The sequence below is a fragment of the Stenotrophomonas sp. YJH_SMC_79 genome, from assembly GCF_059367995.1.
Genome location: NZ_JCAFRK010000002.1, coordinates 226,788 through 250,346, shown reverse-complemented (window position 1 = coordinate 250,346; position 23,559 = coordinate 226,788). Strand labels below are relative to the sequence as shown.

The 23,559-nt window shown below is 67.5% G+C and carries 21 protein-coding genes and 1 riboswitch; of the genes, 11 read left to right on the top strand and 10 right to left on the bottom strand.

Annotation, left to right across the window (positions count from 1 at the left end):
* Positions 1-118: 118 nt before the first annotated feature.
* The 3 genes from AC5P57_RS07955 to pdxH are packed head-to-tail and all read right to left on the bottom strand — an operon-like array spanning position 119 to position 1,532.
* On the bottom strand, positions 119-478 hold the full coding sequence (locus tag AC5P57_RS07955) for a YqfO family protein (RefSeq protein WP_099555315.1): 360 nt from the start codon (positions 476-478) through the stop codon (positions 119-121).
* Positions 475-936 (bottom strand): aminoglycoside N-acetyltransferase AAC(6')-Iz, encoded by a 462-nt coding sequence (gene aac(6')-Iz / locus AC5P57_RS07950; RefSeq protein WP_099474498.1) that lies wholly within the window; start codon positions 934-936, stop codon positions 475-477. The genes AC5P57_RS07955 and aac(6')-Iz overlap by 4 nt, the downstream gene beginning before the upstream one ends.
* Entirely contained in the window at positions 933-1,532 is a 600-nt protein-coding gene (gene pdxH, locus AC5P57_RS07945; protein WP_099555313.1) for a pyridoxamine 5'-phosphate oxidase, read from the bottom strand. Before pdxH ends, aac(6')-Iz begins: the two co-directional genes overlap by 4 nt.
* Positions 1,533-1,572: 40 nt before the next feature.
* Between pdxH and AC5P57_RS07940 the strand changes: the two genes are divergently transcribed.
* On the top strand, positions 1,573-2,400 hold the full coding sequence (locus AC5P57_RS07940) for a kinase (RefSeq protein ID WP_495219525.1): 828 nt from the start codon (positions 1,573-1,575) through the stop codon (positions 2,398-2,400).
* Positions 2,401-2,406: 6 nt separating this feature from the next.
* Here the strand turns inward: AC5P57_RS07940 and AC5P57_RS07935 are convergent, their stop codons facing one another.
* Positions 2,407-2,610: a dodecin family protein gene (locus AC5P57_RS07935; protein WP_005410663.1), complete on the bottom strand. Its 204-nt coding sequence runs from the start codon at positions 2,608-2,610 to the stop codon at positions 2,407-2,409.
* Between the two features lie 98 nt (positions 2,611-2,708).
* Between AC5P57_RS07935 and AC5P57_RS07930 the strand changes: the two genes are divergently transcribed.
* The 5 genes from AC5P57_RS07930 to mdtD all read left to right on the top strand — a co-directional run bounded on the left by AC5P57_RS07930 (position 2,709) and on the right by mdtD (position 7,331).
* Positions 2,709-3,251, top strand: coding sequence for a shikimate kinase (locus AC5P57_RS07930; protein WP_099555309.1), 543 nt, complete (start codon positions 2,709-2,711; stop codon positions 3,249-3,251).
* Entirely contained in the window at positions 3,248-4,360 is a 1,113-nt protein-coding gene (gene aroB / locus AC5P57_RS07925) for a 3-dehydroquinate synthase (RefSeq protein WP_099555307.1), read from the top strand. Before AC5P57_RS07930 ends, aroB begins: the two co-directional genes overlap by 4 nt.
* Before the next feature lie 120 nt (positions 4,361-4,480).
* Complete coding sequence (locus AC5P57_RS07920) at positions 4,481-4,720, top strand: WGR domain-containing protein (protein ID WP_099555305.1); 240 nt, start codon at positions 4,481-4,483, stop codon at positions 4,718-4,720.
* 26 nt (positions 4,721-4,746) lie between these two features.
* Positions 4,747-5,829, top strand: coding sequence for a uroporphyrinogen decarboxylase (hemE, locus tag AC5P57_RS07915; RefSeq protein WP_262234700.1), 1,083 nt, complete (start codon positions 4,747-4,749; stop codon positions 5,827-5,829).
* A gap of 92 nt (positions 5,830-5,921) precedes the next feature.
* Positions 5,922-7,331: a multidrug transporter subunit MdtD gene (gene mdtD / locus AC5P57_RS07910; protein ID WP_088430823.1), complete on the top strand. Its 1,410-nt coding sequence runs from the start codon at positions 5,922-5,924 to the stop codon at positions 7,329-7,331.
* A 523-nt stretch (positions 7,332-7,854) separates the two neighbouring features.
* On the opposite strand, the gene AC5P57_RS07905 is transcribed toward mdtD, so the two are convergent.
* Together AC5P57_RS07905 and AC5P57_RS07900 are read right to left on the bottom strand one after the other, a co-directional pair.
* Entirely contained in the window at positions 7,855-11,382 is a 3,528-nt protein-coding gene (locus AC5P57_RS07905; protein ID WP_495219524.1) for a hybrid sensor histidine kinase/response regulator, read from the bottom strand.
* 95 nt (positions 11,383-11,477) lie between these two features.
* On the bottom strand, positions 11,478-15,020 hold the full coding sequence (locus AC5P57_RS07900; protein WP_262234697.1) for a sensor histidine kinase: 3,543 nt from the start codon (positions 15,018-15,020) through the stop codon (positions 11,478-11,480).
* A 164-nt stretch (positions 15,021-15,184) separates the two neighbouring features.
* Between AC5P57_RS07900 and AC5P57_RS07895 the strand changes: the two genes are divergently transcribed.
* The 3 genes from AC5P57_RS07895 to AC5P57_RS07885 are packed head-to-tail and all read left to right on the top strand — an operon-like array spanning position 15,185 to position 16,976.
* The gene (locus AC5P57_RS07895; protein WP_099555295.1) at positions 15,185-15,817 is read left to right on the top strand and encodes a YceI family protein; all 633 of its coding nucleotides are present in this window, start codon (positions 15,185-15,187) and stop codon (positions 15,815-15,817) included.
* 10 nt (positions 15,818-15,827) lie between these two features.
* On the top strand, positions 15,828-16,400 hold the full coding sequence (locus AC5P57_RS07890; RefSeq protein WP_262234696.1) for a cytochrome b: 573 nt from the start codon (positions 15,828-15,830) through the stop codon (positions 16,398-16,400).
* Positions 16,401-16,403: 3 nt separating this feature from the next.
* Complete coding sequence (locus AC5P57_RS07885) at positions 16,404-16,976, top strand: YceI family protein (RefSeq protein WP_006384701.1); 573 nt, start codon at positions 16,404-16,406, stop codon at positions 16,974-16,976.
* Between the two features lie 118 nt (positions 16,977-17,094).
* On the opposite strand, the gene AC5P57_RS07880 is transcribed toward AC5P57_RS07885, so the two are convergent.
* Positions 17,095-17,325, bottom strand: a complete 231-nt coding sequence (locus tag AC5P57_RS07880; RefSeq protein ID WP_024956919.1) for a glutaredoxin family protein — start codon at positions 17,323-17,325, stop codon at positions 17,095-17,097.
* Between the two features lie 100 nt (positions 17,326-17,425).
* Between AC5P57_RS07880 and AC5P57_RS07875 the strand changes: the two genes are divergently transcribed.
* Together AC5P57_RS07875 and AC5P57_RS07870 are read left to right on the top strand one after the other, a co-directional pair.
* Positions 17,426-18,808: an L-serine ammonia-lyase gene (locus AC5P57_RS07875; RefSeq protein ID WP_014038149.1), complete on the top strand. Its 1,383-nt coding sequence runs from the start codon at positions 17,426-17,428 to the stop codon at positions 18,806-18,808.
* 93 nt (positions 18,809-18,901) lie between these two features.
* Positions 18,902-19,897 carry an alpha/beta fold hydrolase gene (locus AC5P57_RS07870; protein WP_142806562.1) on the top strand — a complete coding sequence of 332 codons (996 nt, stop codon included), beginning with the start codon at positions 18,902-18,904 and terminating at the stop codon, positions 19,895-19,897.
* A 76-nt stretch (positions 19,898-19,973) separates the two neighbouring features.
* On the opposite strand, the gene AC5P57_RS07865 is transcribed toward AC5P57_RS07870, so the two are convergent.
* From AC5P57_RS07865 to metX, 3 genes are read right to left on the bottom strand one after another with little or no spacing between them, the layout of a single operon-like run.
* Positions 19,974-21,041, bottom strand: coding sequence for a homoserine dehydrogenase family protein (locus AC5P57_RS07865; RefSeq protein ID WP_099555291.1), 1,068 nt, complete (start codon positions 21,039-21,041; stop codon positions 19,974-19,976).
* Positions 21,038-22,273 carry an O-succinylhomoserine (thiol)-lyase gene (locus tag AC5P57_RS07860; protein WP_142806563.1) on the bottom strand — a complete coding sequence of 412 codons (1,236 nt, stop codon included), beginning with the start codon at positions 22,271-22,273 and terminating at the stop codon, positions 21,038-21,040. Before AC5P57_RS07860 ends, AC5P57_RS07865 begins: the two co-directional genes overlap by 4 nt.
* Positions 22,270-23,301: a homoserine O-succinyltransferase MetX gene (metX, locus tag AC5P57_RS07855; RefSeq protein ID WP_262234695.1), complete on the bottom strand. Its 1,032-nt coding sequence runs from the start codon at positions 23,299-23,301 to the stop codon at positions 22,270-22,272. Before metX ends, AC5P57_RS07860 begins: the two co-directional genes overlap by 4 nt.
* 77 nt (positions 23,302-23,378) lie before the next feature.
* A riboswitch (SAM riboswitch) is annotated at positions 23,379-23,497 on the bottom strand.
* Positions 23,498-23,559: the final 62 nt, after the last annotated feature.

Here is a 23,559-nt window from a genome sequence, read left to right as displayed (position 1 = left end):
GTTATGGGCCTGCTCGCAGATGAAGCAATCCGGTCCATTTGCGACAGCCTGCTCTTGTGGAGTCGAGGCCTGATCGACTGCCTCATGCGTCGGAGCAGCATCTGAGCATGGCACGGCTCTACAACCGCCGTGCGTCGGTAAGCAGAAGCTCGATTTCCTCCACCTGCACGCCAGGCACCTGCCACGGATGATGCGGCACGATGCCCTGTTCGAAGATGCGCTGCAGCCGCTGCGGATCGCGCGGCAGGCAGAATTCCAGGCGTACGCTGTCGACAACTTCGGTGCGCCCCGCCTCACCCTGTACGGGCGACGCACCCACGCGCGGGCGGAACTGTTCGAAGCCCGGCGCCGACCACCACATGCCGTGCTCGTAGTCGCCGGCCGCCAGCGCATCCACCGCCAGGATGCCCTGCTTCACCGCGCCCAGTGCTGCCGACGGCACGAACACCACCACGCGGTACAGCGGCAGGCGATTCACGCCGATGGCTCCAGCGGCATGCGGAAATAGACGACCCGTTCGGTCTCTTCGAAGCCGCAGGCCCGATGCGCGGCGTGAGCCTGCACGTCTTCCACGCGACTGTCCGAAGCCAGTTCGCGGCAGCCCGCATCGCGCGTCCACGCCTGCACCGCCGCCAGCAGGGCGCGGCCGACGCCGCGGCCTTGCCACTGCGGCTGCACGTACCAGCCCTCCAGGAACCCCACCGGCGAAGACTCGGTACCGTTCACGTAGTCATGGCGCAGGCGCACTTCAGCGAAACCAACCGTCTCGCCATCCGCGGCACAGGCCAAGAACACAGCACCTTCGGCATCTGCCAGCGACTGCGTCAGTTCCTCCAGCGGATCATCGGCATCAGGCCACAGGACGAGACGCAACTGCGCCCATGCGGCCGCATCGGCCGGCGTGGCCTGGCGGATCGTGGGCGCGCTGGCGATCACGGGTACAGCAGGCGCTTGCTCCAGCGCCCTTCGGCGCCGGCTTCATAGCACCAGCGTTCGTGCAGGCGGAACTGCGCGCCGTACCAGAACTCGATGCGGTCAGGCACCACGCGCAGGCCGCTCCAGCCGTCCGGGCGCGGCACGTCCTTGCCTTCGAAGCGGGCTTCGACCTCGGCAACGCGCGCGTCGAACTCTTCGCGCGTTGCCAGCGTCTTCGACTGCTGCGAGGCCCAGGCGCCGATCTGGCTCATGCGTGGACGGCTGGCGAAATAGGCGTCGGCTTCGGCGTCGGCAACCTGCTCGACACGGCCTTCGATGCGCACCTGGATGCCGGCTTCGCGCAGGCTGCGCCACAGGAACAACAGCGCGGCCTGCGGGTTGGCATGAAGTTCCTGGCCCTTGTGGCTGTCCAGGTGGGTGTAGAAGACGAAACCACGCTCGTCGAACGCCTTCAGCAGCACGGTACGTGCCGAGGGACGGCCCTGCGTATCAGCGGTGGCCACGGTCATCGCGTTCGGCTCGACCTCGCGGCTCTGTTTGGCCTCGTCGAACAGGCCGGCAAACGTGGACAGGGCTTCGGCGTACAGGTCGCTCATGATTGCGTTCTTCTCACACGGATTGGGCTATTGTGGCTGCATGGCCGCTGCTGCGTATATGCCCCAGGTGAAAGGATTCCCCGAAACATTGGCCGAACAGGTGCTGGACGATGCACTGGGCAGCGGTGCAGCGGTTCCAGTATTGGCGATCAGCGGCCTGCAGGGGAGCGGCAAATCGACGCTGGCCGCGCAGGTGGTGGCGCGCGCCCAGTCACGCGGTCTGAACGCGGCCACGCTGTCGGTCGATGATGTCTACCTGACCCGCGCACAGCGCCAGCGGCTGGCCCGCCAGGTGCACCCTCTGCTGATCACCCGCGGCCCGCCGGGCACCCATGATCTGCCGCTGGCCCACGCAGTGCTGGACGCCATGGCCGCACGCCAGCCTTTCGCGATGCCGCGCTTCGACAAGCTGGCCGATGAACGCCTGCCCGAAGCGCAATGGCCGCAGCTGCAGCAACCGCTGGACCTGCTGGTCTTCGAAGGCTGGTTCCTGGGCACGCCCGCACAGGATGACGACGCGCTGGACAGCCCGTTGAACGCGCTGGAACGCGACGCCGACGCCGATGGCCGCTGGCGGCGCTGGTGCAACCAGGCGCTGGCTCGCGACTACCCGGCACTGTGGCAGCGCTGCGACCGCCTGTGGTTCCTGCAGCCACCGGATTTTTCAGTGGTGCCGCGCTGGCGCTGGCAGCAGGAGCAGAACCTGCAGGCCGCGCAGCCGGGCCGGCACGGCATGAGCCGGCCACAGCTGGAGCGCTTCGTGCAGTACTACGAGCGGGTCAGCCGCCAGGCGCTGCATGCCCTGCCCGCCCTGGCCGACCACGTGGTGGTGCTGGACGGCCAGCGCCAAGTGCAGGACGTGCGCTGAGCGCGCCTATTCCACCAGGAAGGTCACCCGCAGATTGACCCGCCATTCGGTGATCTCGCCACTGCCATTGGTGACCACCTTGGTCTCGTTCACCCAGGCGCCCTGGATGCCCTTGACCGTCTCGGAGACCTTCTTCAGCCCGCTGCGCACGGCGTCCTCCACGCTTTTCGGCGAGGAGGCGGTGATTTCGATGACCTTGGCGACCGTCATGGCCTGTACTCCGGCTGGCGCGGGAGACCCCGCAGGAACGCCTACCCTGACGTGAAGAACGTAAAGGTCGGGACACGGAGGTGTTAGCATCACGGGGCATGAATCCTGCTCCGAACCTGATCCTGATCGGCCCGATGGGCGCCGGCAAAACCTGCATCGGCCGCCGCCTGGCCGAGCGCTTCACGCTGGACTTCGTCGATGTCGACCAGGCCATCGTCGATGCCGCCGGCGCAAGCATCCCGACCCTCTTCGAGCACTCCGGCGAAGCCGGCTTCCGCAGCCATGAACGCGAGGCGCTTGCGCGTGTGCTGGAAGGCCGCGGCCAGCTGGTCTCCACCGGTGGCGGCGCGGTGCTGGATCCGGACAACCGTGCGCTGATCGCACGACGCGGCTTCGTGGTCTACCTGCGGGTCAGCGTGGCTGCTCAGCTGGAGCGCCTGGCCCGCGACAAGGGCCGGCCGCTGCTGCAGCGCCCGGACCGCGAGCAGGTGCTGCACGATCTGGCCGCGCACCGCGACCCGCTGTACCGCGAACTGGCCGACCTCACCCTTGATACCGACCCGTACACCGCTGCCGACGCAACCGCCCACCTGGTGGTGAAGCTGGCCACGCAATGGCAGCGCCAGGACCTGACTGCATGACTTCCCCCGCCCTGCTGCAGGTCGCCGTTGGCGGCGACCGCCCCTACACCATCACCATCGGCGCCGGTGCCCAGGCTGACGGCGCCGCGCTTGCCTCACATGTGCGCGGTCGCCATGTGCTGCTGCTCAGCGACAGCGAAGTGGCCCCGCGCTATCTGGATGCCGTGAAGCAGACGCTGTTGGCCGCACGCCCCGACCTGATCGTCGGCGAGCACGTGCTGGCCGCGGGCGAAGCCTCCAAGACCCTGGCCGAATTCGGCCGCGCGATCGAAGCACTGGCCGCGCTCGGCGCCACCCGCGATGCCTGCGTGTTCGCCCTCGGCGGTGGCGTGGTCGGTGATCTGGCCGGTTTCGCCGCGGCCTGCTGGATGCGCGGCGTGGACTGCGTGCAGCTTCCAACCACCCTGTTGGCGATGGTCGATTCGTCGGTGGGCGGCAAGACGGCGGTCGACATCCCGGCCGGCAAGAACCTGGTCGGCGCATTCCATCCGCCGCGTGCGGTCATTGCCGATACCCGCGTGCTGGCTACCCTGCCGCCGCGCGAGCTGCGTGCCGGCCTGGCCGAAGTGGTGAAGTACGGCGCGCTGGGTGACGCGGTGTTCTTCGAATGGCTGCAGCAGCATGCCGATGCACTGGTCGCCGGCGAAGACAACGTGCTCTCCGAAGCCATCGCACGCAGCTGCCGGCACAAGGCTGCGATCGTCGAACGCGATCCGTTCGAGAAGGGCGAGCGTGCCCTGCTCAACCTGGGCCACACCTTCGGTCATGCCATCGAGACCGAGCAGGGCTACTCGGCTCCGGGCCGCGATGCGCTGAACCATGGCGAGGCGGTGGCGGTGGGCATGGTACTGGCCGCGAAGCTGTCCACCGACCTCGGCCTGGCCGATGATGCCGACCGCGCGCGCCTGCAGGCGCTGCTGGAACGCCTCGGTCTGCCGGTGGCGATCCCGGCCGGACTGGACCCGAAGGCCCTGCTCGGCCGCATGCGGCTGGACAAGAAGAACGTGGCCGGCCGCCTGCGCCTGGTGCTGTGGCGCGGCATGGGCCGCGCCGAAGTGGTGCCGGACGTGGATGAAGCGGCGGTGCTGAAGGTGCTGGGCGCGGGCTGACCTTTCCGCGCTCGCCGGGCATGGCCCGGCGCTACCGGGGACGATTCACGAGGTTGCCGGCCAGCGGTCGGCACTACCGCGTTGCGGCCGGGGTCACCCTGGCCCCGCTACAATCGGCCCATGCACGTCTACCTGCAACATCCCGACGCCGGTGCGCAGGCACCGCGCTTCCTGCGCCTGAGCCTGCAGCCGGACCTGCTCGGCGGCTGGGAGCTGCTGCGCGAGAGCGGCCGCGTCGGCAGCCGGTCGCAGCTGCGGCGCGAGCTGTTCCTGCAGGCCGACGAAGCCCGCCATGCCTTCGAGAAGGCCCGCGATGCCGAACTGCATCGCGGCTTCCAGATCCTTTCGCACGGCGACTGACGCCGCTGCCAACTTTCGTCCAAGGAATGCCCATCGTGACCAGCCCTCTCCGCAACGATCGCCTGCTGCGCGCCCTGCGCCGCGAACCGGTGGACTGCACCCCCGTCTGGCTGATGCGCCAGGCCGGCCGCTACCTGCCGGAATACCGTGCGACCCGGGCCAAGGCCGGCAGCTTCCTGGCCATGGCCAAGAATCCGGAGATCGCCTGCGAAGTCACCCTGCAGCCGCTGCGCCGGTTCCCCTTGGACGCGGCCATTCTGTTCTCGGACATCCTCACCATTCCCGATGCGATGGGCCTGGAGCTGTACTTCGTCGAAGGCGAAGGCCCCAAGTTCCGCCACCCGGTACGAGATGAAGCGGCCATCGCCAAGCTGGCGGTGCCGGACATGGAACAGGACCTGGGCTACGTGATGGACGCGGTGCGCCTGATCCGCCGCGAGCTGGACGGACAGGTACCGCTGATCGGCTTCTCCGGCAGCCCGTGGACGCTGGCCTGCTACATGGTGGAAGGCGGCGGCAGCAAGGACTTCGCGCGCATCAAGGCGATGGCACTGAACCATCCGCAGGCCCTGCGCCGCCTGCTGGAGGTCACCACCGACGCGGTGATTGCCTACCTCGGCGCGCAGCGCGCGGCCGGTGCGCAGGCGCTGCAGGTGTTCGACACCTGGGGTGGCGTGCTGTCGCCGTCGATGTACCGCGAGTTCTCGCTGCGTTACCTGCAGCGGATTGCGCAGGGCCTGGAGCGTGGCGAAGGCAGCGAGCGCACGCCGCTGATCCTGTTCGGCAAGGGTACCGGCCTGCACCTGGAAGCACTGTCGCAGACCGGCGCCGATGCGCTCGGCCTGGACTGGACACTGGACCTGGACGAGGCCATGCGCCGCACCGGTGGTCGCGTTGCCCTGCAGGGCAACCTCGACCCGACCACGCTGTACGCCTCGCCGGATGCGATCGCCGCCGCTGCAGCACGCGTGCTCGACACCTATGCCGCGGGAAATGGCGGTTCGCGCGAGGGCCATGTATTCAACCTCGGCCACGGCATGTCGCCGGACATGGACCCGGCCCACGTGCAGGTGCTGGTCGACGCGGTGCACGCGCACAGCCAGCGCTGAGCATTCGGCATACGGTTGCGGCGCGATGTTGATCGCGCCGTGACCCGCAGTGCGCGATCATGGCAGCCCCCACGCTGCACCGGCCGCACCCCATGTCCACATCGCCATCGACCTACAACCGCCAGCGCCCCCTGCTGTGGCTGGTGTCCTTGGCGATCTTCATGCAGATGCTGGACTCGACCATCGTCAACACGGCATTGCCGGCGATGGCCGCCAGCCTGGGTGAAAGCCCGCTGCAGATGCAGTCGGTGGTGTTCAGCTACGCGCTGGCAGTGGCCACCTTCATCCCCGCCTCCGGCTGGATCGCCGACCGCTACGGCACCCGCCGTACCTTCCTGGTGGCGATCATCCTGTTCACCCTCGGCTCGCTGGCCTGCGCGCTGGCCCAGCACCTGCACCAGCTGGTCGGTGCGCGCGTGCTGCAGGGCATCGGCGGTGCCATGCTGCTGCCGGTCGGCCGGCTGGCGGTGATGCGTTCGGTGCCGCGCGAGGATTTCCTGCGCGCGATGAGCTTCATCGCCATCCCGGCCCTGGTCGGCCCGCTGATCGGTCCCACGCTGGGCGGCTGGCTGGTCGAGATCGCCTCATGGCACTGGGTGTTCCTGATCAACCTGCCGATCGGCGTGATCGGTTTCATCGCCGCGATGAAGATCATGCCCGACCACTACGCCAGCCATCGCACCCGTTTCGACCTGCGTGGCTACATCATGCTGGCCTTCGCGATGGTGGTGCTGTCACTGGCGCTGGACGGCATCTCCGGGCTCGGTACGCCACATGCACTGGTGATGCTGATGACCGTTGCAGGCCTGGCGGCACTGGTGGGTTACTGGCTGCACGCTGCCAATTCGACGGCGCCGTTGTTCTCGCTGGCGCTGTTCCGCGTACCCAGCTACCGCATCGGCATTCTCGGCAACCTGTTCTCGCGCATCGGCAGCAGCGCCATGCCGATGCTGATCCCGCTGCTGCTGCAGGTCGGCCTCGGCCTGGGCCCGATGAACGCCGGCCTGATGATGGTGCCGGTGGCCGCCGCTGGCATGGTCTCGAAGAAACTGGCAGTGAAACTGGTGGAGCGCTACGGCTACCGTCGCGTGCTGATGGTCAACACCGTGCTGGTAGGCCTGGCCATGGCCAGCTTCATCCTGATGACACCCGGCCAGCACCTGGCCTGGCGCCTGCTGCAGCTGGCGTTCTTCGGCGCGGTCAATTCGCTGCAGTTCACCGTGATGAACACCGTGACCCTGCGTGACCTGGACCGCGAGTTCGCCAGTTCCGGCAACAGCCTGTTGTCGATGGTGATGATGCTCGCGGCCGGCTTCGGTGCTGCTGCGGCCGGCAGCCTACTGGCCGCGTTCGGCAACCACCTGGACGGCAACAGCGCGACTGCCGCGTTGCACGCCACCTTCCTGTGCGTCGGCGCGATCACCCTGACCTCGACGATGATCTTCTGGCAGCTGCCCGATACCAAGCCGGAGCCACGGCAGGTCGAGCACGTCGCGGAGTGAGGGTGGTTCGGCAGGGCCTGCGGCCCTGCACCTGCAGAGGCTTCAAGCCAAGGCAACAGCAACGGCAAAAGCAGGCATTCCGTGGGATGGCGGGGTACTGTGGGTTTGCGGGGCCGCCGTGAACCCGTCCATGGGGGCTTGGTCGTCGCATCCATGCGGCTCACACCCCGCAAACCCACAGCACCCCGCCGTCGACAGTTTCCCGGTGGCCAGTAGATCCACGCCATGCGTGGATGAATCTCCATCGAAATCGAATACTTCGAATTGAGATCGAAACGCATCCACGCATGGCGTGGATCTACTGCAGATCGCAGGATTCTGTCGAAGGCGGGGTGGGTCCGGTTGCGGGGGCGTGAGCCGCATGGATGCGGCGACCGAGCTTACATGGACGTACTTGCAGCGTCCCCCGCTACCGGACCCACCCCGCCATCCCACGGAATGCAGGCTTTTGACGTTGCGTTGACGTTGCGTTGACGTTGACGTTGATTCTGCAGGTGCAGGGCTGCAAGCCCTGCAATAAACCCTACCTGCCCATGACCCTGGCGATCGCTTCCACCAGCAGCTCACCGGTCACCGGCTTGCGCAGGAAACCGCCGATGCCAGCCGCCTCCACCTGCTGCTGCAGGTCCGGATCCGTCCGCGCGGTCACTGCCAGCAGCGGCAGCATGTAGCCCTGGTTGCGCAGGTGCTGGGCCAGCTCGAAGCCACTCAGGCCCGGCAGGTCAAGATCCAGCAGGCCGACGTCGAAATCACCGGCGCTGACCTCGCGCAGTGCCGCCAGCGCATGCCCCGCATGCACGACCTCGTGCCCGCGCGCACTCAGCAACCCGCGCACCACATCCGCCACGGTTGCATCATCCTCGACCAGCAACACGCGCAACGGCGGCATGTTGGCCACATCCTCGCGGTGCGCTTCGCCCTCGGCCTCTGCGCTGGCATCGACCACCAGCGGCAACGGCAGGGTCACGCCAAAACACGTGCCGCGGCCGAGCTGGCTCTCCACCTGGATACGCCCCTGCATCGCCTGCGCCAGTTCACGGCAGATGGCCAGGCCCAGGCCACTGCCACCGTACTGCGCAGCGGTGCGGGCACCGTCGGCCTGCTCGAAACGACGGAACAGGTGCTGCTGCTGTTCCTGGCTGATGCCCGGCCCGGTGTCGCGCACTTCGAAATGCAGCGCGTGCAGCTCGCCATCGCTGCGCGCATGCAGGGTGATGGTTCCGCGGCTGGTGAACTTGACCGCGTTGGAGAGCAGGTTGAGCAGGATCTGCCTTACCCGCATCGCATCGCCGGTCGCCTGCAAGCCCGGCGGAAGCTGGTTGTCGAGGGTGAAGCGCAGGCCCTTCTGCGCTGCCAGTGGTCCCATCAGCGCGGCCAGGTCCTGCAGCAGGCAGCTCAGCGCGAACGGCTTGGACTGCAGTTCCAGCCGTCCGGACTCGATACGTGCCAGGTCCAAGGCATCGTTGACCAGGTGAAGCAGGTGTTCGCCGGCGTGCCGGATCGACTGTGTGTAGCCGCGCTGCTGCGGGTCCAGAGGTGAGGCCAGCAGCAGTTCGCTCATGCCGAGCACGCCGGTCATCGGCGTGCGGATTTCGTGGCCGAGATTGGCCAGGAAGCGGGTTTTGGCCGCCGAGGCCTGTTCGGCCAGTTCCTGTTTGTGCAGCGCCAGCTGATAGGCATGGCGCCGCTGCAGGCGGCGGCGATACAACCAGGCAAACCAACTGGTCAGCAAAAGCGCGATCGAGGCCAGTACCAGCAGCCCGGACAGGCTGCGCCACCACGGTGGCTGTACGCGGAATTCCAGGCTCTGCACCCGAGACCAGACATGGTCTGCGGAGCGCGCCTGTACTTCCAGACGGTAGCTGCCCGGCGGCAGGCGCGAGAACAGGCGCTCACCGGCCGGTCCCACTTCCACCCAATCGGGGTCGTAGCCGGCCAGGCGGTAGCGGTAGCTGTTGGAAGCCGAATCGGCGAACGACAACAGTCGCGCGACGATGCGCAGGTCACGGTCACCATCGGCAATCTGCAACGGCGTGTCGTGGGTCAGGTCGAGTACCTGCTCGTTGCGGCGGACTTCGACCCGCTCGATCACCAACGGTGCACGCCGCACCGAGGGTCGCACCTGTTCCGGGTCGAACACCACCACGCCGGCCGGGGTGCCGGCCACCAGATGGCCATCGCCGGACATCGTCAACGTGTGCTCGCGGAACTCCTGGCTGGGCAGGCCGTCGTGCACGCCGTACAGGCGCACGCTCTGCCCATCGGCGCCAACCCGCACCAGGCCGCGGGCACTGGTGGCCCAGGCCACCCCCTGTGCGTCGACCACCAGCCCGGACGCGGAAATCGCCGGGTAACCCTGCTCCGCGCCGACCACAGCCTGCCGTTCAAGCCGCCCCTGGCTCCAGCGGTAGCGCGACAGGCGGCCATCCTCCGACAACCAGACCTGGCCATCGCGCCCAACGTGCAACGCATGGATCGCCGTCGCCGGCGCACCCGGCACCGGCTGGAAGCGCTCGCTTTCCGGCAGCCACTGCAGCAGGCCGCGGCTGCTGGCCAGCCAGATGTGGTCCTGCGGCCCGCATTCCACATCGAGGTTGAGCTGGCCCTGCTGCAGACCGCGCTGGCCGTTGTCCAGCTGGCGGCGCAGGCGACCGTCAAGGTCACGCTGCTGCAGGCCTGCGGGCAACATCAACCACAGGCTGTCGCCGTCGCAGGTCATCATCGACTCGATGACCCCTTCCATGGTTGCGTCGGCCCCGGCATCACGGCCCCAGCGACGCAGGTCACGCCGCTTCGGGTCATAGCGCAGCAACGCATCGGTCGAGCCGATCCAGACCTGGCCACGGCGATCCTCGCGTACCGAGGACAGCCAGTACATGCCATTGACCCAGGTGCGGTGCTGCTCGATCCTGCCGGTCCTGGGATCGAACCGGTCCAGCGCCCCGTGGCTGCCAACCGTCCAGATGCCGCCATTGCTGGAAGGGCTGGTGCCCAGCACGAAGGCATTGCGCAGCGAACCGGCGTCATCCTCCAATCGCGACAGCACCGAGAACTGCCACCAGCGCGGCAGCAGGTGCCACAGGCCGGCATTGGTACTGGCCAACCAGATGCCGCCTTCGCGGTCCTCGTAGGCGCCAGTCCAGTTCGGGCGCACCGGCCCGCGCGCAACGGCGCTGTACAGCGGAACGGTCTGGTACTGCCCATCCACGGCCCGGCCCAGCCCGGTACGGGTATCCAGCCAATGCCCGCCCTGCTCATCGCGCAGCATCATGCCGAGCACCTGCTCGCCCGGCGGCAGTTTCCATGGCGGCGATTCAAAACGCCCGTCGGGGCGACGCACCGTGGCACCGGCCATCGTACTGATCCACAGGCTGCCATCGGGTTCGCTGGTCAACCCGTTGATCAACAGGCTGGGAATGACATCCGTGCCGACCCGCTCGAAGTCGGTGCCCGTCCAGCGCGCCACGCCATGCTTGGTGCCGACCCACAGGCTGCCATCGGCCAGGGTAGCCAGATACGGCACCGAGGCGGCAGGCAGGCTGCGTGGATTGTTGGCCTCCGGCAGGAAACGCTGCAGGCGGTCCTGGCTGTCCAGCCGGTACAGCCCACCTTCGTGGGTCCCGAACCAGATCGCACCGTCCGGCGTGGTCGCCAGGCTCCAGACCGTATTGGTCCCCATCAACGGCTGGCTGCTGCGATCGTAGAAATGCAGCTGGCGGCGGTCGGCCGACATCCGTACCAGGCCCGCGTTCTCGGTCCCGATCCAGAGCTGGTTGCGCGCATCGACCAGGACCGTCCAGATGCGGTTGTCGCGCAGGCCATCCTCCGAACGCCAGATCCGGTAGTTGCGCCCATCGTAACGGGCCAGGCCGTCGTTGGTGGCGATCCAGAGGTAGCCGTAGCGGTCTTCAGCCATGCGGTTGACGGTATTGGACGGCAGGCCGTCGAACACCGTCACCTGGCGCGGGCTCGGTGGCACCGGCTGCGCGGCAGCGGGTGACAGGCCGCACAGGAGGATCAGCAGCAGCATCGCCGCCCGTAGAAACACCACCGATTGCCTCCTCACGCTGCCCTGATGATTCCCGCGCCGCGGGCGTCGGCATGGTAAACCGAAAGTCGCGCCGTTCACGCCCGGCGCCGACGTTTTCAAGTTGTGGTCTGTCGTTTGGCGCGAGCCTGGATGATCGCTGCCACCAGCATGTCGCCGGTGACCGGCTTGCGCAGGAAACCATCGAAACCGGCAGCGAGCACCTGCGATTCGGCATAGGCGTCGGAGCGGGCGGTCACCGCCACCAGTGGCAGCTCATAGCCCAGGGTGCGCAGCTGGCGGGCGATCGCAGTGCCGTCCAGCGCCGGCAGATCGAGATCGAGCAGGCCAACATCAAAGCCATCGGTAGCGATCTCCGACAAAGCCCCCAGGCCATGCAGCACATGCACCACGTCATGGCCGCGGCTGCGCAGCAGGCCGGCGATGACCTCGGCCACGGTGGCATCGTCCTCCACCAGCAGGATGCGCAATGGCGGCAGTACCGGCAGTGCCGGCACTTCGCCCGTGGCGGCTGCCTGCCGGGTCCAGGGCAGCGGCAACCGTACCCGGAAGCGCGCGCCCTTGCCTGGCTGGCTGTCCACTTCGATGCGCCCGCCCATCGCCACGGCCAGCTCCTGGCAGATCGCCAGGCCCAGCCCGCTGCCGCCATAACGCGAGGCCGTGCGCGGCCCCTCCGCCTGCTCGAATCGGTGGAACAGCCGCTCCTGCTGCTCGGCATTGATACCCGGGCCACTGTCGTGCACTTCGAAACAGAGACCGCCGCCGTTCTCTTCCAGGTGCACGGCCAGGCCGACATGGCCGCGTTCGGTGAACTTGATGGCATTGCCCAGCAGGTTGAGCAGGATCTGCCGCACGCGCATCTCGTCGCCACTGACGCTGATCGGGCCGGGCGGATCGTCGCCACGCTGGAAATCCAGCTTGCGCTGTTTCGCCATGGGCTGCATCAGCGCCTGCACCTGGTCGAGCAGGCCGGCCAGATCAAATGGGCGCAGATCCAGCTCCAGCCGGCCCGCCTCGATGCGTGCGAGGTCCAGGGCATCGTTGACCAACCGCAGCAGATGGCTACCGGCTTGCTGGATGGAGCCGGCATAGCTGCGCTGCACCGGGTCCAGCGACGTGGCCAGCAGCAACTCGCTCATGCCAAGCACACCGGTCATCGGCGTGCGCACTTCATGCCCCAGCGTGGCCAGGAACCGGCTCTTGGCCTGCGAGGCCTGTTCGGCCAGCTCCTGCTTGTGCACAGTCAACTGCCATTGCTGGCGACGGCGCAGGCGCGCACGGATCGACCAGACCAGGACGAGCAGCAGCAGCGAACCGATCAGGATGTAGCCGAAGATCGCCATGCCGCTGCGCCACCATGGTGGCAGCACCTTCACCTGCAGCTGCTGCGAAGGCGTCCATGCACCATTGGCGGTGGCCGCCTGTACTTCGATGACGTAGCTGCCGGTGGGAAGTCGCGACAGCGTGCGCTGGCCGTCGCCGCCCTGCTCCACCCAGTTCTGGTCATACCCGCGTACCCGGAAACGGTAGCGGTTGCCCTGTGGGTTGGCATACGACAGCAATCGTGCATCGATCTGCAGGTCGCGATCATCCGGTCCCAGCAGCAGGGTGCCGGCGTTCGGCAACGGCTGCCAGCCGCGCGCGTCATCGCGGCGCACGCGTACCTCGGCAATCACCAGCGACGACCCGGGCAGCACCACGTCGTCGGCATTCACATCGAAAGCGACAAGACCGGTCTGGGCCACGGCCAGCACGCGGCCATCTTCATTCACCGCCGGCGGCCGGCTGGTGAACTCGGCATCGGACAGGCCATCGCGTTCGTTGAACAACTGCAGGCGTCGTGCTTTCGGGTCCCAACGCAGCAGGCCGCGCGGCGTGGTCGCCCACACCCGGCCATTGTCGGCCAATGCCAGGCCGCCCATGCTGACCGGCGGCACACCGGCACTTCCATCAATGCGCTGGATCAGGTGCAGGCTCATGCCATCCCACTGATAGCGCTCCAACGCGCCCTGGCGGGCCAGCCACAGCTGCTGCGGATCAACCCACACCAGATCGAAGATCAGCCCGCGCGAGACACCCGGCACCGCTTCGAAGCGACCGGCCTGCTCACGCCAGATGCCCATTTCGCCCATCACCCATGCCTTGCCATGGGCATCGAAGCGGATCTGCTCGATGGGTGAATCGGCCGACTTGCGGAAATCGTCGAGCGGATAGCTGCGCAGCACCCGGCCATCTGCACTACGCAGCTGCAGGCCCAGATTCATCACCGAAAGCCAGACCGTGCCATCGGGTGCCTGCCGCATCAGGTCGATGCGCTGGCGCAGGTCGGCGCCTCCATCGATATGCCAATCGTGCAGCGCGCGGCTGGCCGGGTCATACACGGTGATGCGACCGGCACGCCCCAGCCACAGGCGCCCGTCCGGCCGCGGCAGTACCGACCAGACCGCACCGCTGCCGATCTCACGGTCGCTGGCCAGCAGGCGCAATGTGCCGTGCGCATCCAGCTGGTACACGCCGTGTGCCGAACCCACGTAGTAGTTCTGGCCGTCACTGGCCGCACCCAGCAGGTACTGGCTGTCCAGCGGCTTGCCATCGAGCTGGTTCCAGATCGAGAAGCGGCGCCACTCCGGTGGCAGGTACGCCAGGCCCTGGGTCAGCAGCGCCACCCACAATCCACCCTCATGGTCCTGCAGCAGGTCCAGCACACCGCTCTGTGCGGTAAGGAAACCACTGCCACGGTCGCCGTCGAGCCGCAACAGCGCACTGGCGTCGCCACGCAGCAGGCCGTCGGACGTGCCCGCCCAGTAGCCGCCCTGGCGATCGGCCAGCACAAGCGCCGAGCGCAGGCTGGCGCTGTCGCTCCAGCGCGGACGGCTGACCCGGTCCTGCGCATCGATGCGGTACAGGCCGTCGTTCTGGCTGCCGATCCAGATCGAGCCATCCGGATCGCGGCTCATCCGCAGCACGCTCAATGTGCCCAGCTCGCGCGGTGCCACGGGTTCGAAATCGCGGCCATTCCAGCGTGCCACCCCGGCCTCGGTACCAATCCACAGGCGCCCTTGTGCATCGACCAGGCTGCTGTAGATGGTGTTGCTGGGCAGGCCGTCGGCGCGGGCGGGGTCGTGTTTGAAGAAGCGCAGGCTGCCGTCCTCCCCGAACCGGCAGATGCCCTGGCCGCTGGTGCCGATCCACAACGCATCCCCGGCGTAGGCCAGCGTCCAGAACTGGCCCAGGCAGGGGCCATTGACCGCATCAAAGGTCTTGAACCGTTCGCGGTCGGCATCCAGGCGGGCCACGCCCTTGCCGTTGATGCCCACCCACACGCGGTCCAGCGGATCGACCAGCAGGGTCTCGATCTCGTTGCCGGGCAACGAACCGGGCTGTTCCGGATCATGCTCCCAGACCCGCAGCGAGCTGCCGTCGTAGCGCACCAGGCCGCCATCGGTCGCAGCCCATACATGGCCCTGGCGGTCCTCGGCCAGCGCCAGCACCATGCGCGAAGGCATGCCTTCGGCGGCACCGAAGCGCCGCAGGCGTGGTGTTTCAGCCATGTCCAGGGCCGCAGCCGCCGTGGCAGACGCCAACAGCAGCAGCCCCGTTGCCGCGATCCCCAGGCACCACAGGCGCCAGCTGCTCGTCATCCTGAACCCCCTGTCCTGTCCCGATTGTCACACAGGGCCGGGGTCATGGCTGCAACAGCCTGTTGCCGAGGCAGGACCACCACGAACTGTTGCAGCCATGCACGCATCGTTGGCAGGGGCCTGTGCGTATGATCACAGCGTCCCCCTTCCGGAGCCCGCCATCGATGCGTCCCTGCCTGGCCCTGCTGCCGATGCTGCTCGCCACCGCCCCCGCCTGGGCGGACGCAGACACCTACCGCCTCGATCCGGTGCACACGCGGGTGCTGTTCAGCATCGACCACGCCGGCTATTCGCAGGCCATGGGTACGGTGTCCGGCAGCGAGGGCCGCCTGCAGTTCGATCCCGACAACTGGCGCGGTGCCACCCTGGATGTCGAAGTCCCAGTCTCGCGGTTGGACCTTGGTGACGCCAAATGGAACCAGGCCACGCTGGCCCGCAGCCTTCTGGATGGCGAGCGTTTCCCAAAGGCACACTTCGTCTCCAACCGGGTCGAACCGATCGATGCCAAGCGCGCCCACGTGATCGGCACGCTGACCCTGCGTGGGGTCAGCCAGGAAATCACGCTGGATGTGACCCTCAACGCCATCAAGCGCTACCCGCTCCCCCCGTTCCGACGCACCGCCGGCTTCTCCGCCAGCACCACACTGAGCCGGCGTGCGTTCGGCATCACCGCCTGGCCGGGCGTCATCGGTGATGCAGTACAGCTGAGGATCGAGGCTGAAGCCACCCTCGACCGCAGCGACGCCCCGGGAACTCCCGCTCCCGTTCCGCACTCCGACCCCAAGACGGCCCCCTAGAGGACCCTTCATGACCGCCAAGAACACCCCCGCCGCCTGGGGGAGTGTCAGCCAGATCCTGCATTGGTTGATCGCACTGCTGATCCTCGCCCTCGGCGTGGTCGGCCTGACCATGGGTGAACTGCCCAAGACGCCCAAGTACTTCTGGGTCTACACCGCGCACAAATCGATCGGCATCACCGTGCTTGCACTGGTACTGTTCCGCCTCGGCTGGCGCCTGTATGCCGGCGCGCCCAAGCCGGTGCCGGGCGTGCCCAGCTGGCAGGAACGCATCGCCAGCGCCACCCACGTGCTGCTGTATGTGCTGATGTTCGCCATCCCGCTGTCGGGCTGGCTGTACGACTCGGCCAGCGGCCTGCGCCCGTTCCGCTGGTTCGGTCTGGTCGACGTGCCCAAGCTGAGCGGTCCCGACCCGCAGGTTGTCGCGGTATCGCATGCCATCCACGAATACGGCTTCTGGCTGTTGATCGCGGTGGTGCTGGCCCATGCCGGCGCTGCCTTCTACCACCACCTGTTCCAGCGCGATGCGACCTTGACCCGCATGTTGCCGCGCGGCTGGCTTGCCTCCCCTCAGAAGGACTGACCGATGAACCTGAAACTGACCACTCCGGCCGCCGTGGCCGCCGCCCTGGCCGGCATGCTGGCCACCGCCCCGGTGCTCGCCGCCGACTACGCGCAGGCCCCCGGCGCCGGCTCGATCCTGGTGTTCGCCACCAAGTACGACGGCGAAGTGTTCACCGGCAGCTTCCCGGGCTTTGCCACCAAGCTCAGCTTCGACCCGGCCAATCCGGCCGCCGGTTCGCTGGACGTGGTGATCCCGCTGGCCGGTGCCAAGAGCGGCAACAGCGACCGTGACTCGACCCTGCAGACCGCCGACTTCTTCAATGTTGGCAAGTTCGCCACCGCACGCTACACCGCCAAGGGCTTCCGCGCGGTGGGCAATGACCAGTTCGCCGCCGATGGCACACTGGAACTGCGAGGCGTCAGCAAGCCGGTCACCCTCACCTTCACCTGGAAGCCGGGCACCCAGCCGGTGCTGACCGGCAAGGCCACGGTCAAGCGCCTGGACTTCGGCGTCGGCGGCGGCGACTGGGCCGACACCAAGACCATCCCGGACGAAACCGCGATCAGCACGATCGTGAAGTTCGACGCGAAATAAATCGCCTCTGGTAGTGCCGGCCGCTGGCCGGCATCACCGGGCATGGCAACGCATCTGGTAGTGCCGGCCGCTGGCCGGCATCACCGGGCATGGCGGGGTTGCCGGCCAGCGGCCGGCACTACCGATCGACGGCCAGCCAGGCCTGAACCGTGGCCGCGTCGAACGGCCAGTCCAGCTCACGACCGCCGGTCTCGTCACGCAGCACCGGCACCCGTGCGCCGTAGCGCGCTTCCAGCGCCGGCTGATCGTCCAGGAACACCGATTCGAATTCCGGTGCCCGCGCCTTGGCCAGCTCGGCCAGGGCCATGTCGCACAGATGGCAGTCGTCGCGCTGGAACAGGGTCAACACCGGTTTTGCTCCCTCTGCCGAAATGCTGCGCCGCAGCCATGGAAGTGCGGCATGAACCGCTAGAATAGCGATCTCCTCCGGTACCCGCAGTACGGCAACCATGGCTGTCAGCACGTTCGACGTTTTCAAGATCGGCATTGGCCCGAGCTCCTCGCACACCGTCGGGCCGATGAAGGCCGCCGAGCGATTCATCCATCGCTGGCTGCTCGACCCGGGCCGCCTGCACGAGGTCGCGCGCATCCGCGCCGATGTCTATGGCTCGCTGGCCTTGACCGGCCGCGGCCATGGCACCGACAAGGCGATCCTGCTGGGCCTGGAAGGCCAGCGGCCGAACCTGATCGACCCGGACATCATCCCGGCCACGCTGGAGCGCATCCGCAGCAGCAAGCGCATCCAGCTGATGGGCCAGCATGAGATCGCCTTCGACGAGAAGCGCGACCTCGGCATGAACAAGCGCCAGAAGCTGCCGTACCACACCAACGGCATGCGTTTCACCGCGTACAACGCCGACGACGAAGTGATCGCCACCCGCGATTACTACTCGGTCGGTGGCGGCTTCGTGGTCAACCAGGACGACGCGGCCGATGACCGCATCGTGCCCGATGAAACCCCGCTGCCCTACCCGTTCAAGAGCGGCGACGAACTGCTGGCACAGACCGCACGCAGCGGCCTGAGCATTGCCCAGCTGATGTTCGAGAACGAAAAGTGCTGGCGCAGCGAAGACGAGATCCGCGCCAACCTGCGCGAGATCTGGAGCGCGATGCAGTCATGCGTCACCCGCGGCATCCGCGAGGAGGGCGTGCTGCCGGGTGGCCTGAAGGTGGGCCGCCGTGCACCGGCGCTGTACCGCGAGCTGTCGTCGAAGCCGGAAGCGGCGATGCGCGATCCGCTGACCACGCTGGACTGGGTCAATCTGTACGCGCTGGCGGTGAACGAGGAAAACGCGGCCGGTGGCCGCGTGGTCACCGCGCCGACCAACGGTGCGGCCGGCGTGCTGCCGGCGGTGCTGCACTACTTCGATCGCTTCTGCCCGGGTGCCAACGAACAGCGCGTATTCGACTTCCTGCTGACCTCGGCAGCGATCGGCATCCTGTACAAGGAAAACGCCTCGATCTCCGGCGCCGAAGTGGGCTGCCAGGGTGAAGTGGGCGTGGCCTGCTCGATGGCGGCCGGCGGCCTGGTCGCGGCGCTGGGTGGCAATCCCAGCCAGATCGAGAACGCCGCGGAAATCGGCATGGAACACAACCTTGGCCTGACCTGCGACCCGATCGGTGGCCTGGTGCAGATCCCCTGCATCGAACGCAATGCGATGGGCGCGGTGAAGGCCATCAACGCCTCGCGCATGGCGATGCGTGGCGACGGCAAGCACAAGGTGTCGCTGGACAAGGTCATCAAGACCATGCGCGATACCGGCCGTGACATGCAGGACAAGTACAAGGAAACCAGCCGCGGTGGGCTGGCGGTGAACGTCATCGAGTGCTGAGTTGTAGAGCCGGGCCCATGCTCGGCTCTACATCGGACGACACCGTCACTGCGTTCCGGTTAGGCTCGGGGCTCCCCTACCCAGGACTGCCCCATGCGCGTGATCGCTGCCGCCCTGCTTGCCTGCCTTCCGCTGCCCGCCCTGGCCGCGCCCACTTACGGGCCGCGGCTTGAGGGCTTCGATTACGGCTATCCGGTAAAGACCTTCGCGCTGGAATCGCAGCGGCAGCCGCTGGAAATGGCCTACCTGGACATCGCGCCGAAGAAGACACCGGTCGGCGTCGTGGTGCTTCTGCATGGCAAGAATTTCTGTGCGGCCACCTGGAAGGAATCGATCAAGCCACTGATCGCAGCCGGCTACCGGGTGATTGCCCCGGACCAGGTGGGCTTCTGCAAGTCCAGCAAGCCCGAGCGCTACCAGTACTCGTTCGCGCAGCTGGCCGCCAACACCCATGCGTTGCTGCAGCAACTGCAGCTGGGTGATGTGCCGGTACACCTGGTAGGCCACTCCATGGGCGGCATGTTGGCGGTGCGCTACGCGCTGATGTACCCGCAGGACCTGCGCAGCCTGTCGCTGGTCAACCCGATCGGGCTGGAAGACTGGAAGGCACTTGGCGTGCCATGGCGCAGCGTGGATGCCTGGTATGCCGGCGAAATGAACATCAGCTATGACAGCATCCGGCGCTACCAGCTGGAGGTGTACTACGACGGCAAATGGAAGCCGGCCTACGAGCCGTGGGCACGCATGCAGTCGGGCATGTACGAAGGCCCGGGCAAGCAGGCCGTTGCCTGGAGCCAGGCGCTGGCCTCGGACATGGTGTTCAACCAGCCGGTGGTCTACGAACTCAAGAATGTGCAGGTGCCGACCACGTTGTTCATCGGCCAGAAGGACCGCACCGCGATCGGCCGCGACCTGGCGCCGCCGCAGGTGAAGGCGACGCTGGGCAACTACCCGGTGCTTGGCAAGGCTGCGGCCGCAGCGATTCCCGGCTCGAACCTGGTCGAGTTCGCCGACCTGGGGCATTCGCCGCAGGTGCAGGACCCGAAGCAGTTCAATGCGGCGTTGTTGAAGGCACTGAAGGGGCGTTGAGGTTCCCTGTCCGCCGGGCATGGCCCGGCGCTACCCGTGCCGATCCTGATAACGCCGGGCCATGCCCGGCGATCCATCAACCCACGATCCGCAACACATCATCCAGCAACGCGGCAGCGGTGACTTCCGCCCCCGCACCCGGCCCCTGGATCAACAGCGGCTGGCGACAGTAGCGATCACTGTGGATGGCCACGCGATTGTCGGTGCCCGCACCCTGCGCCAGCGGGTGATCCACAGGCAGCTCACGCAGGCCCACCTGCGCGCCATCGCCATCAACACGGCCAACGAAACGCAGCACGCGGCCGTTGTCGCGCGCCTGCTGCCAGCGCGCCTGCAGCGGCGCATCCAGTTGTTCCAACGCCGCCACGGCATCTTCCAGTGGCAGTGCTGCGAGCGCTTCAGGCACCAGCGAATCCACCTGCACCTGCGCGGCATCCAGCGCCAGCCCGCTGCTGCGGGCCAGGATCAGCAGCTTGCGCCGCACGTCCTCGCCGGAAAGGTCCAGGCGCGGATCGGGCTCTGTGTAGCCGGCAGCCAGCGCCTCGCGCACCGCCGCCGAAAACGGCGACTGGCCGTCATAACGATGGAACAGCCAGGCCAGCGAGCCGGACAGCACACCTTCGATGGCATGGATGTGATCGCCACCGGCCACCAGCGCACGCAGGCTGCTCAAAAGCGGCAGGCCCGCGCCCACCGTCGCGCTGTCGCCATAGCGTGCGCCACTGTCGGCACAGCTTTCCGCAATGGCCTGCGCGCGTGCCAGCTGCGCACCACGGCCCAGCTTGTTGGCGGTTACCACGTGCACGCCGCGCGCCAGCCACTGCACGTGACGCGCAGCCACATCCTCGCTGGCGGTGGCATCGACCACCACATCGCCGCGCTCGAGACCTTCGGTGCTGGCCCATGGCGGCGAATTCTGGCCATCACGCGGCGCACGCCGCGCCAGCTCCAGCGGCAACGCCAGGTCACGATCGATTTCCAGCGCAGTGCGTGAATTGGCCAGCCACTGCACGCTGGGCAGTTCCAGCCCACGCGCCCGCAATGCCTGGTAACGCTGCACGAAGGCCGAGCCGACCGTGCCGGTGCCGAGCAGCGCCAGGCGTCCCACGGCCAGCGCAGGAATTTCAGCGGCGAGCGCGCTCATGCATCCACCACCTGTTTGCGGCGCGCAGCCGCATCAATCACCACTTCGGCGCGCTGCAGCGCGGCGCCGAGATCGGCCAGCAGGTCACGCTCGGCCTCGATGCCGACCGACAGGCGCAGCAGGCCTTCGCTGATGCCGGCGGCGGCACGCGCTTCGGCGGTCATCGCCGCATGGGTCATGGTGGCCGGATGCGCGATCAGGCTTTCGACGCCGCCCAGCGATTCGGCCAGGGTGAAACAGTGCAGGCCATCGACAAAGGCACGCACTGCGGCATGCGGATCATCACCTTCGCAGTCGGCCAGTTCGAACGAAAGCATCGCGCCGAAACCACTCTGCTGGCGGGCGGCGATGGCGTGGCCCGGGTGATCGGCCAGACCCGGATAATAGACGCGGCCGACCGCCGGATGCTGGTCCAGCAATGCAACGATCGAAGTGGTGTTCTCCTGGTGCACGCGCAGGCGCGCATCCAGCGTGCGCAGGCCGCGCAGGGTCAGGAAGGCATCGAACGGGGAACCGGTCAGGCCCAGCGCGTTGCCCCACCATACCAGCTGCTCGTGCAATGCCGGATCGCGCGCGACCACCGCACCACCCACCACATCGCTGTGGCCGTTGATGTACTTGGTGGTGGAATGCAGCACCAGGTCCGCACCGAACGACAACGGCTGCTGCAACGCCGGCGACAGGAACGTGTTGTCGACCACCACGAGGGCACCGGCCTTGTGCGCGGCATCGATGACGAAGCGCAGGTCGGTGATGCGCAGGAGTGGATTGGACGGGGTTTCCACCAGCAGCAGCTTCGGCTGGGTGGCCAGCGCCTGGGCCAGCGCGCGCGGATCGGTCAGGTCGGCGGTGACCAGCTCGAAGTGGCCCTTCTTTGCCAACGCATTGAACAGGCGCCAGCTGCCGCCATAGGCATCGTGTGGCACCACCAGGGTGTCACCCGGCTGCAGCAGTGCGTTCAGCACCAGGTTGATCGCGCCCATGCCGGTGGCGGTGATCACGCCGCCGGCGCCGCCTTCCAGCTCGGCCAGCGCTTCACCCAGCAGGTCGCGGGTCGGGTTGCCACTGCGCGTGTAGTCGTACTGGCGCTTGTTGCCGAAGCCTTCAAAGCTGAAGTTCGACGACAGCACGATCGGCGGCGTGACCGCGCCATGCGCGGTGTCCCGATCGATGCCGGCACGGACGGCGGCAGTGGTGCGGCTACAGGACGGCTCGTTGGCGTGCAGGCTCATGCGGACTCTCCAGAGGTGCGGAAGGCGGTGGCGAGGATCGCGTCGATGCGATCGGTTTCTTTGAGGAACGCGTCGTGGCCGTAGGGCGAGCGCAGCACGCGCAGGCTGCCGCGGGGGCCCAGCCCTTCGACCAGGCCGACCAGGTCGGCCAGCGGCACCAGGCGGTCACCTTCCACGGCCACCACCACGGTCGGCGGCAGGATGGCGGCGGGGTCGACGCGGTGCAGGTCGATCGATTCGGACAGGCGCAGGTAGGCGGTCACCGGTGTGCGCGCGACGTACTGCGCGCCGGCGGCGTCGAGATAGTCTTCGGCGGCGACGCGCACGCGGCCGTTGATCACTTCCGGTGCGGCGTCGAAGCGCTCGCCGAATTCTTCCGGGGTGCGGTAGCTGAGCATGGCGAACTGCCGTGCCAGCGCCAGGCCGTGGTCTTCGCCGCACTGCAGTTGGCCAAGGGCGACGGCGCGGCGCTGCAGTGCGCGCCAGGCCGCTGCATACGGGTGCGGGCGATGCGCACCGCTGGCCAGCACAAGCTGGCGCACGCGGGCGCGATGACGGATCGCGAACTGTTGGCCGACCAGCGCGCCATACGAATAGCCAACGAAGGCCTTCAGCGTGCGGATACCCAGATGATCCAGCAGCAATGCCAACGCATCGGCCTGGTCGGCGGTATCGATCGGCACGTCCAGCGCACCATCGGCCCCGATGAAGTCGAACGCCAGCACGCGCAGCTGCTGCGGATCCAGGGTGCGACCACTGCCGACCAGGTCTTCGGCCCAGCCCTTCTCGCTGAACTGTGTGTTGGAGGCCACATGGCGATGCGCGGAAATACCGCCGGCCAGTACCACAACCGGCGCGTTGGCCGGACCGACCCACTCATAGCGCAGGCGCACCGGGCTGGGGCCGGCATGACGCATCGACAGCACCGCGGCGAACTCACCGCGCTCGGCATGCACGTGGTCTTCGACCGGCACGCTGACGGGGACAAAGGGTTCGGGGCGAACGACGGTACTGGCAGCGAAGCTCATGGCGGGATCCGGTTGGGGAATCGGCCATCGAGCCTTCGCGGGGCTCGCGTTCGAGATGCACGTGCAGTGCATGGTTCGAACCATCTTTCGGTGGACGCCACGGTCCCCGCAGGATTTGGCACCTACGCGGACGCTTTCGCATCCGCGGGCTGCCCCGGCTTCAAAGGGCCTGTCCCTCTGCCGGTCTCGATGGTGACGCCACGATGCCAGCCCTTCCGGGCACTGTCAATCCCTTCATGCGGATAAAGCGATGAATAT

Excerpts from the sequence above, each read along its gene's own strand:
- AC5P57_RS07900 (WP_262234697.1), bottom strand. The coding sequence starts at position 15,020 with ATGACGAGCAGCTGGCGCCTGTGGTGCCTGGGGATCGCGGCAACGGGG.
- AC5P57_RS07895 (WP_099555295.1), top strand. The coding sequence starts at position 15,185 with ATGCGTCCCTGCCTGGCCCTGCTGCCGATGCTGCTCGCCACCGCCCCC.
- AC5P57_RS07860 (WP_142806563.1), bottom strand. The coding sequence starts at position 22,273 with ATGAGCCTGCACGCCAACGAGCCGTCCTGTAGCCGCACCACTGCCGCC.
- metX (WP_262234695.1), bottom strand. The coding sequence starts at position 23,301 with ATGAGCTTCGCTGCCAGTACCGTCGTTCGCCCCGAACCCTTTGTCCCC.
- AC5P57_RS07935 (WP_005410663.1), bottom strand. The coding sequence starts at position 2,610 with ATGACGGTCGCCAAGGTCATCGAAATCACCGCCTCCTCGCCGAAAAGC.
- AC5P57_RS07930 (WP_099555309.1), top strand. The coding sequence starts at position 2,709 with ATGAATCCTGCTCCGAACCTGATCCTGATCGGCCCGATGGGCGCCGGC.
- mdtD (WP_088430823.1), top strand. The coding sequence starts at position 5,922 with ATGTCCACATCGCCATCGACCTACAACCGCCAGCGCCCCCTGCTGTGG.
- pdxH (WP_099555313.1), bottom strand. The coding sequence starts at position 1,532 with ATGAGCGACCTGTACGCCGAAGCCCTGTCCACGTTTGCCGGCCTGTTC.
- hemE (WP_262234700.1), top strand. The coding sequence starts at position 4,747 with ATGCCCATCGTGACCAGCCCTCTCCGCAACGATCGCCTGCTGCGCGCC.
- AC5P57_RS07865 (WP_099555291.1), bottom strand. The coding sequence starts at position 21,041 with ATGAGCGCGCTCGCCGCTGAAATTCCTGCGCTGGCCGTGGGACGCCTG.
- AC5P57_RS07890 (WP_262234696.1), top strand. The coding sequence starts at position 15,828 with ATGACCGCCAAGAACACCCCCGCCGCCTGGGGGAGTGTCAGCCAGATC.
- AC5P57_RS07870 (WP_142806562.1), top strand. The coding sequence starts at position 18,902 with ATGCGCGTGATCGCTGCCGCCCTGCTTGCCTGCCTTCCGCTGCCCGCC.
- aroB (WP_099555307.1), top strand. The coding sequence starts at position 3,248 with ATGACTTCCCCCGCCCTGCTGCAGGTCGCCGTTGGCGGCGACCGCCCC.
- AC5P57_RS07940 (WP_495219525.1), top strand. The coding sequence starts at position 1,573 with ATGGCCGCTGCTGCGTATATGCCCCAGGTGAAAGGATTCCCCGAAACA.
- AC5P57_RS07885 (WP_006384701.1), top strand. The coding sequence starts at position 16,404 with ATGAACCTGAAACTGACCACTCCGGCCGCCGTGGCCGCCGCCCTGGCC.
- AC5P57_RS07875 (WP_014038149.1), top strand. The coding sequence starts at position 17,426 with ATGGCTGTCAGCACGTTCGACGTTTTCAAGATCGGCATTGGCCCGAGC.
- AC5P57_RS07920 (WP_099555305.1), top strand. The coding sequence starts at position 4,481 with ATGCACGTCTACCTGCAACATCCCGACGCCGGTGCGCAGGCACCGCGC.